We start from the raw sequence: 14765 nt of genomic DNA on the forward strand, positions 1-14765 counted from the left end.
CCTCCTGAATTAGTCGCGGTCGACCGTTGTCCACAGAACCGCGGGATGCCGATGAGTGGGGCTGCCCGCTGGCGCACTCTCTCCGAATGCAGAACTACCCCGTCGCCCCCCGAAGCCACCTGATAGCCCGAGGCATGTCGATTCGTCAGATCTCCGACGCGGTCGACGACGGTCGCATGATCCGTGTACGGCGGGGGTGGTACGCGTCGCCGGATGCTCCTCCGCTCGTGGTGCAGGCCGTTCGCGTCGGCGGGTCGCTGACATCGTTCTCGGCCACGAGCCTGACCGGCATCTGGACGCCGCCAGGCATCCAGCTACACGTCGCCGTGCCTCGGAATGCGTCGAGGCTCCGATCGCCGCACGACGGTTCCCGGCAGTTGGATCGCCGTCGCGACCGAGTCTGCATCCACCCGCTGGACAGTGCGGGCGTCATTCGTGAACCCGTGCAAACCGTCGCGCAGGCGCTGGCTCACGCGGCGCTGTGCCAGACCGAGGAGATGGCCCTCACCGTGATCGATTCGGCGCTCAACCTCGGTTTCGTATCGGAGCCGGAGCTTCGAGCGCAGTTCGAGAACCTCCCGCGCCGGTGCCGGCGTCTGCTCGATAAGGCCGAGCGGCGGAGCCAGTCGGGAATCGAGACGCTCGTCCGGGTTCGCCTGCGCAAGCTCGGAATCCATCTCACTGTGCAGGCGAAGATCTCCGGGGTCGGACACGTCGATCTGCTGATCGGCGATCGCTTCGTGATCAAGTGTGACAGCCACCGCTTCCACTGGCTCGAAGACCAGTACCGCGAAGACCACCGCCGCGACGCAGTGCTGGTGAGCATGGACTACGTCGTGTTTCGAGCGACGTACGAGATGGTGATGTTCGACTGGCCGTGGGTCGAGTCCATCGTGAGGCACGTGGTGGGTGCTCGAAAGCACATGTGGCCCCGTCGGCGCTCGGATGCAGTGGGCGAGCTTCTCGGCTGATGCGATCAATTCAGGAGGAGAGCGCGGCCGCGTGGATAGTGGCGTCGGCCGCGCTCTCCTCCTGAATTAGTGACGGGCACCGTGGCAGGATGGGCGCATGACCGAGGCACAGGGGGCACCGCGTGGCTAATCCGATCGCCGCAGCCGTCGGAACGCGGCTCGAACGCTACCGGGAGATCGCCAGCGTGCTGAGCAGGCACGGGCTCAGCTTCATCATCGGGGCCACCGGCCTCGAGCGCTTCGAGCCCGCCTGGCAGGAGCAGTCGCGGGCCAGCAATCCCGAGAATCTGCGGCGCGCACTCGAGGAGCTCGGCCCGACCTTCGTGAAGCTCGGCCAGCTGCTGTCGACGCGCTCCGACATCCTGCCGCCCGACTACCTGAACGAGCTGGCCAAGCTGCAGGACCGCGCACCGGCCGTGCCCGGCCCGGTGATCAAACGCCTCATCGTCGACGAGCTCGGCGACCAGCCCGACAAGGTCTTCGCGAGCTTCCAGATCAAGCCGCTCGCCAGCGCCTCGATCGGGCAGGCGCACCTCGCCACGCTGCACGACGGAACGGAGGTCGTCGTCAAAGTGCAGCGGCCCGACATCGCCACGAACATCGCCATCGACCTCGAGATCCTGCACACGCTCGCCGTGCGGGCCTCCCGCCAGTGGAAGCTCGCGGCCGACTACAACATCACCGGCATCACCGACGAGTTCGCGCGCACACTGCGCGAGGAGCTCGACTACACGCATGAAGGCCGCAACGCCGAGACCTTCGCCGCCAACTTCGCGGGCGACGACACCATCCAGATCCCCCGCGTCTTCTGGGACACGAGCACCACGCGCGTGCTGACCCTCGAGCGCATCACGGGCCTCAAGGTCGACGACATCGCGGGCCTCGACGCCGCGGGGATCGACCGCCCCGGCATCATCACCCACGCCGTCGATGCCATCGCCCAGATGGTCTTCGTCGACGGGATCTTCCACGCCGACCCCCACCCCGGCAACCTCTTCGTCGAGCCGGACGGCCGCATCGGCCTGATCGACTTCGGCATGGTCGGGCAGATCGACGAGACCCTCCGCGGTCAGCTCGCCGATCTGTTCATGGCGCTGAGCAGGCACGATCCCGACCGCATGGCGTCGGCCCTCATCGCCCTGTCGAGTTCGAAGAAGTCGATCGATCAGGAGTCGCTGCGCGCCGACCTCGTGGGCTTCATCGACATCTACCGGGGCAAGGGCCTCGGCGAGGTCGACATGGGCGCGCTCATCAACAAGCTGCTCACCGTGCTCCGGCACAACCGGCTGCAGCTGCAGCCCTCCATCGTGATGTTGCTGCGCATGCTCCTCATGGTCGAGGGCATGGGCGTGCTGCTCGATCCGACGTTCAGCCTGGGGGATGCTCTCAAGCCGTACGCGACGAAACTCGCGCTGTCGAAATTCTCACCGGCGGCGATCGCGAAGCGCCTGGCCGCGGCCGGGCTCGAGGCGGCTGAGCTCGGCATCGAGCTGCCCGACAAGATCCGCAAGGTGTTCGACGTGATCGACCGCAACGGCATCGAGGTGCACCTGCGCGCCTCCGAGCTCGACCCTCTGGTGGCGCGCGTCGAGAAGGTGGGCAACCGCGTGGTGGCCGGGGTGATCGCGGCCGCGTTCATCCGGGGCATCGGCGAGCTCGCCGTGAGCGACCGCAAGCGCTTCGGCAGCTGGAGCGGTCCGCTCATGGGAATCGGGCTGGGAGCGAGCGGCGCGCTGAGCGCCTACATCGCGCTGACGTCGCGGCAGAGACGCCGCCGCAGCTGACGGCCGGCGAGTGCCCGCTCCGCGCGCCGCGACTCAGGCCCCGGTGCGCTCCGCGACACCGCGCACGAACGACGCCTGACCCGCGTGCTGCAGGTCGTCGGAGATCACGCTCACGAGCCGCGCCGCGAGGGTCACGGGCGGGTTCCACGAGGTGTCGACGATGCGGGTGAAGTCGTCGTCGCCCAGCGCCGCCACGTAGTCGAGCGTGCGGGCGCAGACGGCGTCGTGATAGCCGATCAGATCGTCGGGGGCGACGCCGCGCACCTGCGCGACCTCGGCCGAGGACTGACCGTAGCCCGTGGCCGCGGCGTCGAAGGGCAGGCCGAAACGATCGTGCCAGCCGCCGTCGACCCAGAGCTCGTCGACCCCGGCGAGCTCGGAGACGTGCCCGTCCTGCACACGGGTGAGGTGCCACACCAGCCACGCCACCGTGTTGGCCTCGTCGTCGACGCGGAACGTGAGAACCTCCTCCGAGGCGCCGCCGACGGTGCGGCGCACGATCTGCTGGATTCTCTGGAAGGCGTCGGCGAGGGTGTCGGTGGTGGTCGTCATCTCTTCAGTCTTCTCCGTCGGGCAGGGGAGCGCCAGCACCTGAGGACCAATTTCGATAATGTGTCGGTATAGTCAATTCGACGGCAAGCGCGGGGGATCCATGAGCACCTATCTGATCTGCAGCACTCCGGTGCACGGCCACGCGTCGCCGATGGCGGTGATCGGGGCGCACCTCGTCTCGCGCGGACATCGGGTGATCATGCTCACGGGAACGAGGTTCGCCGAGAAGATCGAGCGCGCGGGCATGGAGTTCGTGGCCCTCGAAGGCCGCGCGGACTTCGACGACCGGGATGTCGCCGGCTACCTGCCCGATCGCGAGCGGTACCGCGGTCTCGCCCAGGCGCAATACGACATCCAGAACATCTTCGTCAAGACAATTCCGGCTCAGGTCCGCTCGGTGCGGGCCGTGCTCGAACGCGAGCAGATCGACGCCATCCTGGTCGACGGCGCGTTCGGCGGCGTCTCGCCGCTGCTGGCCGATACGAGTGCCGATGGGCGGCGCCCGCCGATCCTCGCCGTGGGCGTGACCCCGCTCACCCAACTCAGTCGCGACACGGCGCCGGCCGGCCTCGGCATGGCGCCGTCGGCGACGCCGCTGGGCCGCATCCGCAATCGCACGCTGAACACGCTGGCCCGCCGGGTGCTCTTCCGCGATACCCAGCGCGCGGCCCAGGCGGCGTTCGCCGAGATCGGGGCTCCGAAGTCGGGGCTCTTCGTGATGGACATCTCGGGGGCCTTCGACCGTTTCCTGCAGCTCGGCCCGGCGACCCTCGAGTACCCCCGCGGCGACCTCACGCCGAACGTGCGCTTCGTCGGGGCGCTGCCGGCTGACGGCGGCGCCGCGCTGCCCGACTGGTGGGGCGACCTCGACGGATCGCGCCCCGTCGTGCACGTCACCCAGGGAACGATCGACAATCACGACCTCGACCGCCTCATCAGGCCCACGATCACCGCCCTCGCCGACGACGACGTGCTGGTGGTGGTGTCGATGGGCGGCCGCCCCGCGGAGGGACTCGGCGAGGTTCCGGCCAACGTCCGCGTCGCCGACTACCTTCCCTACGACAGGCTGCTGCCGCTCATCGACGTCATCGTGACCAACGGCGGCTTCGGAGGGGTGCAGGCCGCGCTCGCCGCCGGCGTTCCCCTGGTCGTCGCGGGCGACACCGAAGACAAGCCCGAGGTCGCGGCCCGCGTCGGCTGGTCGGGGGCGGGCATCAATCTGCGCACCGGCACTCCGGCCCCGGATGCCGTGGGCTCGGCCGTGCGCGCCGTGCTGGCCGACGCGGGTTACCGTGCCCGGGCGCGACGGTTCGCCGAGGAGCTGGCAGAGCTCGACACGCTCGCGATCGTCGACGAGGAGCTCGCCGCGGCGGTCGCCGGCTCGTCAGCGCGCTGAGGCCGCCGCATCCGGAGCCGTCGCAACCGTCGCAACCGACGAACCGGCCGTCTCCGGGCTGAACTCCACCCCGTTGTTCAGCACGAACACGAGCACGAGCCCCGCGGCGACGAGACAGAGCAGCGCGGCGGTCGGCCGCCTGAACCGCAGGAACTCGTTGACCATGCGCACGGTTCCCTTGAACGGGTAGAACAGCGGGGCGAAGATGCCGGATGCCGCGACACCGATGAGCGTGTCGCTCACCATCTCGATGGGGTGGCTTCTCGTCGTGAACGTGAAGGTGAGCGCGTACACGAAGACGAGCACAGCGGTTCCCGCCGCCCAGGACCCGATTCCGAGGGAGCGCATCGAACTGACCGAGCCGTCGGCGTACGCGGTGACCCGCGTGGCGAAGAGGCGGGCGAGCAGCACGGTTCCCGCGGCACCGACCGCGAAGCCGATCCAGTAGAGCGAGGTCGGGGCTCCGAACCAGAACAGCAGGGTCGCGGCGTCGCCCGCGCCCGTGAGGGGCGCCAGCAGCAGCGAGCTGAAGACGAGTTGAACGCTGATGAAGCCGAGCCAGGTGACGAAGAGGCGGGTGATCCCCGCTCCCCAGATGCGTGCGGCGAAGATGAGCGCGAATCCGGTGACGAGGCTCGTGACCGCGGCGGCCGTCGACGTGAGGATGAGCGTCTGCGTCTGGGTGATGTCGAATTCGATGTAGCTCGGATAGAGCGTCGCCCGCGACTGCAGCGCGATCGCCGTCAGGAATCGGGCGAGCTCGTGCACCGTGATGGCGACGATGCCCGCGAGAACGAAGGCGACGGCGCCGTTGAACCAGAGAGTCGTGGACGGCGCCTGAGCATCGTCGGCCGCCGCTCGCGGAGTGCTCACCGATCGTCCTCGAGCTCGTCTCCGGGCAGCGTGTCGGTGCTGTTCGGGCCGGGGCCGGCCGACCAGGCCGACGCGAACGACTCGGCCGCATCCGTCGCCCGTTCGAGAACGGTGGTGAGCAGTTCCTCCATCGAGATCGCCCCGAGGAACGCGAGCTGGTCGAGCTCGCCGACCGGCGCGATGCCCGCGAGCTGCCAGCAGGCCTCGAGCGGGTCGGTCGAGAGCTCGACGACGGATGCCCACCGCTGCTCGGTGAACTCGCTCGCCACCGCGAGGGCTCGGCGCACGGCCTGCTCGGTGTCGTCGCGCAGCGAGCGCAGCGACTCATCCCACTCGAGCGGCTCGAGGAAGCGGATCTGCGCCCGGGGGTACGGGTCGTCGTCGAGCCAGCCGACCACCTCGAAGCGCGAACCGCCCTCGGCGTTCACGGCCACGAAGCCCTCTCCGCCGGCCATCTCGGTGATGAGCGCGAGCGTGCCCAGCTGGAAACGGTGCTCGCCCCCGCCCACCTCCTGCCCTCGCTCGATCAGCACGACTCCGAACTGGGGCTGCTCGGCCTCGAGCATCTTCGCGAGCATCACGAGGTAGCGCTCCTCGAAGAGGCGCAGCGACACCGGCATGTAGGGGAAGAGAACCGTGCCGAGGGGGAACATGGGGATCTCGGGCATGGCTCAAGACAAGCACGGTGCGCCGGGGTTGCCAATGGGATTGCGCCGGTTCTGCGGCGACCGGTTCAGGCGGGGCGCGATCCGGCGGGGCGCGATCCGGCGGAGCGTGATCCGGAGGAATACGGCGCGAGGACCTCGTCGAGCGACCGCTCGACCGTGTCGTCGGGAATGAGTGCCCGGCCCTCGACCGATTGGATGTGCCGGTCGACGATGCCCTCGGCACGAGCGGCGTCGCCCGCCGCCATGGCCTCGAGCAGTTCCTCGTGCTCGCGCAGGCTGTCTGCCTGTGGATGCGCGGCGCCGTAGACGGCCAGGATGAGGGTGCTGCGGCCCACGATCTCGTTGATGTGGCGCAGCAGCAGCCGGTTCCCTGTGAGCTCGGCGAGAAGGATGTGGAACTCGGCGCCCAGCCTGACCGACAGCTTGTGGTCGGCGTCGGCGGATGCGCGGGCCTCGGCCTCGATGTGCGCCCGGATGGGCTCGGCGTACGACGGCGACCAGCTGTCGGCCAGCAGCGCGACGGTCGCCCGTTCGAGAGCGCGGCGCACGGTGAACACCTCGCGGGCCTCGTCGCGGCCGGGGTGCGCCACCCGCGCCGACTTGGTCTTGCCCACCTCGACGAGACCCTCCGCCGCGAGTCGCGCAAGAGCTGCCCGCACGATGGTCCGGCTGGCGCCGAAGCTCTTGCCGAGGGCGTCTTCGGGCAGCTTCGTCTCCGGTGCGAGTGCGCTCTCCATGATCGCTTCGCGCAGGGCGAGGTAGATGCCGTCGCCGCGGGAGACCGGCACGTCGGAGGAGTCGCTCATGGGTCAATCGTAATCGCCCGACCGGAGTTTACGTACTCGTAACATGGTCATTCGGTATACCGAAACATAGCGGTGTGCATACTTAACCATTCGAACCGCTTGACCAGGAGACGACATGACCACCACGACGACCGCGACCGCGATGCGTCTCACCCGCCAGCAGCGCGAGCTCATCGCCCGGTCGGTCGCCGACGGGGAGGCCGCCGACCAGACTGCGCTCCTGCGGCGAGCCGTGCTCGAGACGGCGACGGGGTCGATCGCCCGCCTGCCGATGCCGGCCACCAGTCGACGCGAGAGCGCGTGGCGTGAATCGCTGCTCGACGGGTCGGCGATCGCCCCGGGGGCCGAGCGCGTTCTGCTCGAGGAGTTCGTGCTCGAGCCCGGCACCGGGAAGGCGATCGAACTGCGCGCCGGCGAGATCCTGCGCCTCGAGCAGATCGAGGGATCGCAGTGCCTCGACTTCAACGCCTTCAGCCTCGACGACTACCGCGAGGCCTTCCACTGCGGACGTACCCGCACGCTGCACGGAATCAACCCCACGACCGGAGACTTCCTCTGGTCGGCTCCGCCGCGCGAGCGGGCGATGCTCTTCATCCTGAGCGACAGCGTGCACTGCAACGATGTGCTCTTCCCCCGGTGCAGCGCCAACATGTACGAGTCGGTGCACGGCTTCCGCGAGCACACCAACTGCGCCGACATCCAGGCCGAGGCGCAGCGCGAGTACGGGCTCACGCCCGACGACGTGCACGACTCGTTCAACATCTTCATGGCGACCGAGGTGGTCGACGGGCAGCAGCGCATCCGCAGGCAGGACACCGCCCCGGGCGACCACATCGAGCTGCTCGCCGTTATGGATGTTCTGGCCGTGCCGAACATCTGCGGCTCCGACGTGCAGCCGACCAGTAACTTCTCGCTGAAGCCGGTGCGAGTGCAGAGGTTCCGCGCATCCATCGCCGACCTCGACGCCGTGCCGACCATCTACGAATACGACTCGCAGCGCACACCGAGCCAGTTCGCGCAGCCCGCCATCCGAAACGAGCGGCGCCTGACCCGCGACCCGCAGTACCGTCCCGCGTTCGAGGGGCTGCCGATCGGCGTCGAAGTGGAGCAGATCGAGCTCGACGAGGAGACGGCCGCGGCCTTCGACGAGCTGTGGCGAGGCGGGCTCTCGGCCCGCTACGCCGAGCGGGGCGACGGCCTGCGCGACGTGCTGTTCTCGTGGTGGATGGCGTCCCATGAGCGCTGATCTCACGGATGCCGCGCTCGGCCCCGCGCGGCACGTCGACACTGCGCAGGACATCGACTTCGAGACGCTGGGCGAGTACGAGCGCTACAAGCTGATGGCGAGCCTGATCGTGCCCCGGCCGATCGCCCTCGTGACCACGCTCGACGAGGGCGGGGTCGTGAATGCCGCGCCCTTCAGCATGTTCTGCATGCTCGGCGAGGAGCCCCCGCTGCTGCTCGTCAGCCTCAATCGGCTCGCCGGGGGAGCGCAGAAGGACACCGCCCGCAACATCGATCGCACGGGCGAGTTCGTGGTGCACATGGTCGACGAACCGCTCGCCGAGGCAGCCGACCGCTGCGGGGAGCGTATGCCCGCGGGCGTCAGCGAGCTCGACGCCGTGGGCCTGGCCGGCGTGCCGTCGCGCCTCGTCGGCCCGCCCACCATCGCCGCGGCGCCCGTCGCCTTCGAATGCGTGCTGCACGAGAAGCTCGACACCGCGAGCCGCGAGATCTTCATCGGCCGCATCGTGTCGCTGCACACCCGCGACCAGCTGATCGACACGGATGCCTGGCGCGTGCACCTGCACGACTACGCCCCCGTCGCCCGATTCGGCGCCAGCTTCTACACGACCACCCGCGACCGCTTCGCGATCGGAGCCCGGGAGACGGCGATCGACACCCTCGCCTGAGGCCGATCGCTCGTCACACACGACGTCACTCCACCGACAGCACCATCGACCGTTCCGCCAGACCGCACCACACCACCCCTGCGCACCATCCACCTCGAGGAGAATCATGTCCAGCACGCTCCGCTCCACCCGCTCCCGGCGGCTCGGCCGCACGGTCGCCACGTCGGCCTCCGCGCTCGCGCTCGTCGCCACCCTGGCCGCCTGCTCGACCGGCTCATCCGCCGATTCCGAGCCCACGGCATCCGTCGACCTGCCCATCGGCGCCGTCGACCTGGCCGCGGCCGGCTGCCCGGCGAATGTGGTCATCCAGACCGACTGGAACCCCGAGGCCGAGCAGGGCAACCTGTACCAGCTGATCGGGCCGGATGCCACGATCGACGCAGCGAAGAAGGCGGTCTCGGGCCCCCTGTTCGCGAGCGGCGAGTACACCGGAGTGAACGTCGAGGTGCGCTCGGGAGGGCCGGCCATCGGCTTCCAGACGGTGACCAGCCAGCAGTACACCGACACCGACATCACCCTCGGTTATGCCAACACCGACGAGGCCGTGCAGCTGAGCGACGAGATGCCGACCACGGCCGTGTTCGCGCCGTTCGAGGTGGGACCGCAGATCATCATGTGGGACCCCGCGACCTACCCCGACGTGAAGACGATCGAAGACCTCGGCAAGACCGACGCGTTCGTGCGCTACTTCGGCGGCGCCGCCTACATGGAGTACCTGATGGGCAGCGGCATCCTGCCCGCCTCGCACGTCGACGGCGGCTACGACGGCACCCCCGCGAGCTTCATCGCGGCGGGCGGAAAGGATGCCCAGCAGGGCTTCGCGACCGTCGAGCCCTACGTCTACGAGAACGAGATCGCCGACTGGGGCAAGCCGGTCGCGTTCCAGCTCATCCACGACGCGGGCTACCCGATCTACGCCTCCGCGCTCTCGGTGCGCACCGGCGACCTCGAGGAGCTCTCGCCGTGCCTCACCGCGCTGGTGCCCGTGATCCAGCAGGCGACGGTCGACTACTACGCCGACCCGGCCGCCACCAACGAGCTCATCCTGAACGCCGTCGCCGAGTTCGACAACGGCTGGGTCTACACGCCGGGTGTGGCCGACTACTCGGTGAAGGCGCAGGTCGAGCTGGGACTCGTGGGCAACGGATCCGACGACACCGTGGGCAACTTCGACGTCGATCGCGTGCAGAAGATCATCGACATCACGACGCCGCTGTTCGAGAAGCTCGGAACGCCTCCGGCCGACGGACTCACGCCCGACCAGATCGTGACGAACGAGTTCATCGATCCCTCGATCGGCTTCTGATCCGGGTCGTGCCGTAACGAATTCAGGAGGAGCGCGTGGCCGCCGCCACTATCCACGCGGTGGAGCGCTCCTCCTGAATTCGTGACGAGGTCCTCGCGTCAGCGCCCCAGGCGCAGGTCGATGCGGCGCAGCAGCTGCGCGTTGAGCGCCACCACGATGGTCGAGAGCGACATCAGCAGGGCGCCGATCTCCATGGGCAGCACGAAGCCGATCGGCGCGAGCACCCCGGCCGCGAGCGGCACGGACAGCAGGTTGTAGCCCGCCGCCCACCACAGGTTCTGCGTCATCTTTCGGTAGCTGGCCTTCGACAGGTCGATCACCGAGACGACCGAACGCGGGTCGTCGCCGGCCAGGATGACGCCGGCCGCGGCGATGGCCACGTCGGTTCCGGCGCCGATCGCGATTCCCACATCGGCCTGGGCCAGGGCGGGGGCGTCGTTCACACCGTCTCCGACCATGGCGACCTTGCGGCCCTCCTGCTGCAGCTCGCGAACGGTCGACGACTTGTCCTCCGGGCGCACGCCGGCGTAGACCCGCTCGATGCCCAGCTCTGCGGCCACCGAGTGCGCCACCGCCTCCGCATCTCCCGTGATCATCACGACCTGAACCCCTCGCGCCGCGAGGTCGGCCACGGCCTGCTTCGACTCGGGGCGCACGGCGTCGGCGAGTCCGATCGCTCCGATCGGCACGCCGTCTGCGAGCACGTGCAGCACGATCGTGCCGTTCGCCGACCAGCCGCGCGTCGCATCCAGTGCCTCGGCGTTCGACTGCTCGAGCAGTCGCGGCCCGCCCACGGCGATGACGCGGCCGTCGACGGTGGCCTCGACGCCCACGGCGGTCGAGGCGCGGAAGTCCGTGGCCCGCGGCACCGTCAGGCCCCGTTCGGCGGCGGCCGCCACGATCGCGCGGGCCACCGGATGCTCGGAGTCGGCCTCCGCAGACGCGGCGAGTGCCAATAACTCGTTGTCGCCGAGCCGCGCGTCAGCGGTCGAGCCGCCGCTTGAGCCGCCGCTCGCGAGCACGTGGGTGACGGTCGGCGATCCCGTCGTGAGCGTTCCGGTCTTGTCGAACAGCACGGTGTCGACGGTGCGCATGCTCTCGAGCGCGAGCCTGTCTTTCACGAGCACGCCGGCCTTCGCCGCGCGCTCGGTCGCGATCGAGACGACCAGCGGAATCGCGAGGCCGAGCGCGTGCGGGCAGGCGATGACGAGCACGGTGATGGTGCGAATGATGGCGTCGTTCGGGCTGCCCACGAGCGACCACACGATCGCCGTGATCACGGCCGCGCCGAGGGCGAACCAGAACAGCCAGGCCGCGGCGCGGTCGGCGATGCGCTGGGCGCGACTCGAGGAGTTCTGCGCGTCGGTCACCAGCTTGCGAATTCCGGCCAGTGCCGTGTCGTCGCCGGTCGCGGTGACCCGGATGCGCAGGGCCGAGTCGGTCGCGACGGTTCCCGCGACGACGGCGTCGCCGGCGCTGCGGGAGACGGGAACCGACTCGCCGGTGATCATGGACTCGTCGACGTCGGCTGTGCCGTCGATCACCTCGCCGTCGGCGGGCAGGCGGCCGCCGGGACGCACGACCACCGTGTCGCCGAGGCGGAGGTCGGCCGGGGCGACGGTGACGACCGAGCCATCGGCATCCACCCGCTCGGCCTCGTCGGGCAGCAGGGCCGCGAGGCTGTCGAGGGCGCTCGACGCCTGGGCGAGCGAGCGCATCTCTATCCAGTGGCCGAGCAGCATGATCACGATCAGCAGGGCGAGCTCCCACCAGAAGTCGAGCTGGTGATCGAGCAGGCCGAGCGTGGCGCCCCAGCTCGACACGAAGGCGACGCTGATGGCCAGGGCGATGAGCAGCATCATTCCCGGTTGGCGGGCCTTGATCTCGCCGAGCCCTCCGGTGAGGAAGGGGGCGCCGCCCCAGACGAACATCACGGTTCCGAGCACGGGGGAGATCGCGCTGACGACGAGGTTGTCGGGCAGCTCGTAGCCGAGGAGCATCGCGAACATCGGCGAGAACGCCACGACGGGCAGGGCGATCACGAGCATGATCCAGAACAGGCGGCGGAAGTGCGCGGCGTGACCGCCGTGACCGCCATGGCCCGAGTGGTCGTGGCCGGCGTGGTCGTGGGCCTCATGGTTCATGTGGTCGTGGGCCTCATGGTTCATGTGCTCGTGGCTCGTGTGGTCGTGCTCGTGGTGCGTGTGCTCGAGGTGCTCATGCGTGTTGCTCATACGTCGACCATATACCCCTAGGGGGTATGCGGCAATCGATATGGGGTGACAGAAAAGCGTCATATTCGCATAAAAGGGGCCGATTTTCATTCCCCTGCGGCGAAAGTGCGCCGAGGGTCGATACTGAGGGAATGAGCCACGAAGATGACGACAATGCCGACGTCTGGACTGACTTCACCCATTCGGTGAACCTCACTCCCGCAGCGCTCGAGAAGTGGTTGACGACCGACGAGTCGCGAAGCGTGGGCCAGAGTGCGGGAGGCGAGGCGATCGGGCACCGCAGCGGCCGGCACATCCTCTCGATCCTCGAGAAGAAGAAGTCCGAACTCACGAAGGCCGACTACGAGCACATGCGCACGGTGCTCGGCTACATCAAGCGGCACTCCGCGCAGCGACCGAGCGGTGACGTGTCCGAGACGCCGTGGCGATACTCACTCATGAACTGGGGCCACGACCCCCTCAAGAAGTAAGGGGCGAGACATGACGTTCTCGAAGGGCGACAAAGTCACCTGGAACACGCCACAGGGCGAGACCCGGGGCACCGTCGTCGAGAAGAAGACGAATGATTTCCCGTTCGACGGCCAGAAGTTCACCGCATCGAGCGACGACCCGGCCTACCTCGTCGAGAGCGACAAGTCGGGCAAGCGGGCGGCGCACAAGGAGTCGGCGCTCACGAAGGCCTGACCATTCGGCCGCGCTCCAGGCGCAGAATCGCGTCGGCCTCGTGCAGCACGCTCGGCTCGTGCGTGGCGTGCACAACGATCGCCCCGCGTCGTGCTTCTGCTCGCAGTGCAGCGACGATGCAGTGCTGCGCGTCGGCATCGACGCCCGCGGTGGGTTCGTCGAGCAGTAGAACATCGGCCCGTCGGGCCAGCCCTTGGGCCACGAGGGCGCGCTGGCGCTGGCCGCCCGAGAGCGAGCCGAGGGGGCGTTCCGCCAGATTCTGGATGCCGAGGGCCCGCATGCAGGATTGCACCGTCTCGCGATCCCCGGCATCCAGTCGCCGCCACATGCCCCGGTGTGCCCAGCGGCCCATGCTCACGACCTCGAGAACGCTGAGCGGCAGCGTGTCGCTCGCCGCGCTGCGCTGAACCACGAGGGCCGGCCGCCGCGTCGGGCCGAGCACGCGACCCGACTGCGGCGTGATGGTGCCCGCCAGCACGCCGAGCAGCGTCGATTTTCCTGAGCCGTTGCCACCCGAGAGTGCCGTCACGGTGCCCGCGGTGAAGTCGGCCGACACGCCCGACAGTGCCGTCGTGCGGTCGAAACGAACCTCGATTTCGAGCGCTGCAAGGGAAGAGATGTCGCGAGGCGGCTGCATGCGACGAGCTTATCGTTAATGACAATCATTCTCATGTAAGGTCACTTCTCGTGTCCTGGTTCGTAGATCCCCTCTCCTCCGAGTTCATGCTGCGCGCCCTCGTCGGCGGCGTTCTGGTCGCCTCGATGAGCGCCGTCGTCGGCACCTGGGTCGTCATCCGCGGCATGGCCTTCCTCGGCGAGGCGATGGCCCACGGCATGCTCCCGGGCGTCGCGATCGCAACGCTCGTCGGCCTGCCCGTGGTGCTCGGCGCCGCCGTGAGCGCCCTGGTCATGAGTGCGGGGGTCGGCATCGTCTCGCGCCGGGGCCGGCTCTCGAACGACACCACCATCGGCCTGCTGTTCGTGGGCATGCTGGCCCTCGGCGTGATCATCGTGTCGCGCTCCCGCTCGTTCGCCGTCGACCTCGCGGCGATCCTGTTCGGCGACGTGCTCGCCATCGGCTGGCGCGACGTGCTGCTGCTCGCCGCCGCCCTCCTCCTGACCCTCGTGGTGGCGACCCTGTTCCACCGCCCGTTCGTGGCGCTGGCCTTCGATCCGAGGGTCGCCCGCACGCTCGCAATGCGACCCCGCCTCGCGCAGACCGTGCTCACCGGCCTCGTGACCCTCGCGGTGGTGGCGTCGTACAGCGCGGTCGGCACGCTGCTCGTCGTCGGGCTGCTGCTGGCCCCCGCGGTGGCCGCAGGCCAATGGATGCGCGGAATCCCCGCGACCATGGCGCTCGCGGCGGCGATCGGCTCGCTCGCCGTGCTCATCGGCCTGCTCGTCTCGTGGCACGCGTCCACGGCGGCCGGTGCGTCCATCGCCCTCACAGCCATCGTCCTCGCCGCACTCTCGGCCGGAGGCCGGGCTCTCGTCACACAACTCCGCTCGAGAGGGTCGGCCCGCCGTTCGCTCTCGCCGCATCCGACCGACTCACCGATCACCGCCTAGAAAGGCCCG

At 69.0% G+C, this 14765-nt stretch carries 15 protein-coding genes; 9 read left to right on the forward strand and 6 right to left on the reverse strand.

Going from position 1 to position 14765, the window contains the following annotated elements:
• Positions 1-134 precede the first annotated feature (134 nt).
• On the forward strand, positions 135-971 hold the full coding sequence (locus QCD70_RS11625; protein ID WP_301216355.1) for a hypothetical protein: 837 nt from the start codon (positions 135-137) through the stop codon (positions 969-971).
• 122 nt (positions 972-1093) lie between these two features.
• Positions 1094-2755: an ABC1 kinase family protein gene (locus QCD70_RS11630; RefSeq protein ID WP_301216357.1), complete on the forward strand. Its 1662-nt coding sequence runs from the start codon at positions 1094-1096 to the stop codon at positions 2753-2755.
• 33 nt (positions 2756-2788) lie between these two features.
• Here QCD70_RS11630 and QCD70_RS11635 read toward each other — a convergent pair whose 3' ends face one another.
• The gene (locus QCD70_RS11635) at positions 2789-3307 is read right to left on the reverse strand and encodes a mycothiol transferase (RefSeq protein ID WP_301216359.1); all 519 of its coding nucleotides are present in this window, start codon (positions 3305-3307) and stop codon (positions 2789-2791) included.
• Between the two features lie 100 nt (positions 3308-3407).
• Between QCD70_RS11635 and QCD70_RS11640 the strand changes: the two genes are divergently transcribed.
• On the forward strand, positions 3408-4703 hold the full coding sequence (locus QCD70_RS11640) for a glycosyltransferase (RefSeq protein ID WP_301216361.1): 1296 nt from the start codon (positions 3408-3410) through the stop codon (positions 4701-4703).
• Here QCD70_RS11640 and QCD70_RS11645 read toward each other — a convergent pair.
• The 3 genes from QCD70_RS11645 to QCD70_RS11655 form a co-directional block, all read right to left on the reverse strand.
• On the reverse strand, positions 4692-5576 hold the full coding sequence (locus QCD70_RS11645; RefSeq protein ID WP_301216363.1) for a hypothetical protein: 885 nt from the start codon (positions 5574-5576) through the stop codon (positions 4692-4694). The genes QCD70_RS11640 and QCD70_RS11645 overlap by 12 nt on opposite strands.
• Positions 5573-6244: an LON peptidase substrate-binding domain-containing protein gene (locus QCD70_RS11650; protein ID WP_301216365.1), complete on the reverse strand. Its 672-nt coding sequence runs from the start codon at positions 6242-6244 to the stop codon at positions 5573-5575. Before QCD70_RS11650 ends, QCD70_RS11645 begins: the two co-directional genes overlap by 4 nt.
• 65 nt (positions 6245-6309) lie before the next feature.
• The gene (locus tag QCD70_RS11655) at positions 6310-7050 is read right to left on the reverse strand and encodes a GntR family transcriptional regulator (RefSeq protein WP_301216367.1); all 741 of its coding nucleotides are present in this window, start codon (positions 7048-7050) and stop codon (positions 6310-6312) included.
• A gap of 115 nt (positions 7051-7165) precedes the next feature.
• On the opposite strand from QCD70_RS11655, the gene QCD70_RS11660 reads away from it, so the two are divergent.
• The 3 genes from QCD70_RS11660 (at position 7166) to QCD70_RS11670 (ending at position 10269) form a co-directional block, all read left to right on the forward strand.
• Positions 7166-8296: an urea carboxylase-associated family protein gene (locus QCD70_RS11660; RefSeq protein WP_301216369.1), complete on the forward strand. Its 1131-nt coding sequence runs from the start codon at positions 7166-7168 to the stop codon at positions 8294-8296.
• Entirely contained in the window at positions 8286-8963 is a 678-nt protein-coding gene (locus tag QCD70_RS11665; RefSeq protein WP_301216371.1) for a flavin reductase family protein, read from the forward strand. Before QCD70_RS11660 ends, QCD70_RS11665 begins: the two co-directional genes overlap by 11 nt.
• A gap of 106 nt (positions 8964-9069) precedes the next feature.
• Entirely contained in the window at positions 9070-10269 is a 1200-nt protein-coding gene (locus QCD70_RS11670) for an ABC transporter substrate-binding protein (protein ID WP_301216373.1), read from the forward strand.
• Between the two features lie 98 nt (positions 10270-10367).
• Here QCD70_RS11670 and QCD70_RS11675 read toward each other — a convergent pair whose 3' ends face one another.
• Positions 10368-12503 (reverse strand): heavy metal translocating P-type ATPase, encoded by a 2136-nt coding sequence (locus QCD70_RS11675; protein ID WP_301216375.1) that lies wholly within the window; start codon positions 12501-12503, stop codon positions 10368-10370.
• A 131-nt stretch (positions 12504-12634) separates the two neighbouring features.
• On the opposite strand from QCD70_RS11675, the gene QCD70_RS11680 reads away from it, so the two are divergent.
• A complete protein-coding gene (locus QCD70_RS11680) occupies positions 12635-12973 on the forward strand; it encodes a DUF3140 domain-containing protein (RefSeq protein ID WP_301216377.1) in 339 nt (112 codons plus the stop codon).
• Positions 12974-12983: 10 nt separating this feature from the next.
• Positions 12984-13187 (forward strand): DUF2945 domain-containing protein, encoded by a 204-nt coding sequence (locus QCD70_RS11685; RefSeq protein ID WP_301216379.1) that lies wholly within the window; start codon positions 12984-12986, stop codon positions 13185-13187.
• Here the strand turns inward: QCD70_RS11685 and aztA are convergent.
• The gene (aztA, locus tag QCD70_RS11690; RefSeq protein WP_301216381.1) at positions 13174-13824 is read right to left on the reverse strand and encodes a zinc ABC transporter ATP-binding protein AztA; all 651 of its coding nucleotides are present in this window, start codon (positions 13822-13824) and stop codon (positions 13174-13176) included. The genes QCD70_RS11685 and aztA overlap by 14 nt on opposite strands.
• Positions 13825-13874: 50 nt before the next feature.
• Here aztA and aztB point away from each other — a divergent pair, with 50 nt between their 5' ends.
• Entirely contained in the window at positions 13875-14756 is an 882-nt protein-coding gene (aztB, locus tag QCD70_RS11695; RefSeq protein WP_301216383.1) for a zinc ABC transporter permease AztB, read from the forward strand.
• The last annotated feature ends 9 nt before the right edge of the window (positions 14757-14765 follow it).

Source organism: Agreia sp. PsM10 (genome assembly GCF_030433855.1).
Classification (GTDB): domain Bacteria; phylum Actinomycetota; class Actinomycetes; order Actinomycetales; family Microbacteriaceae; genus Agreia.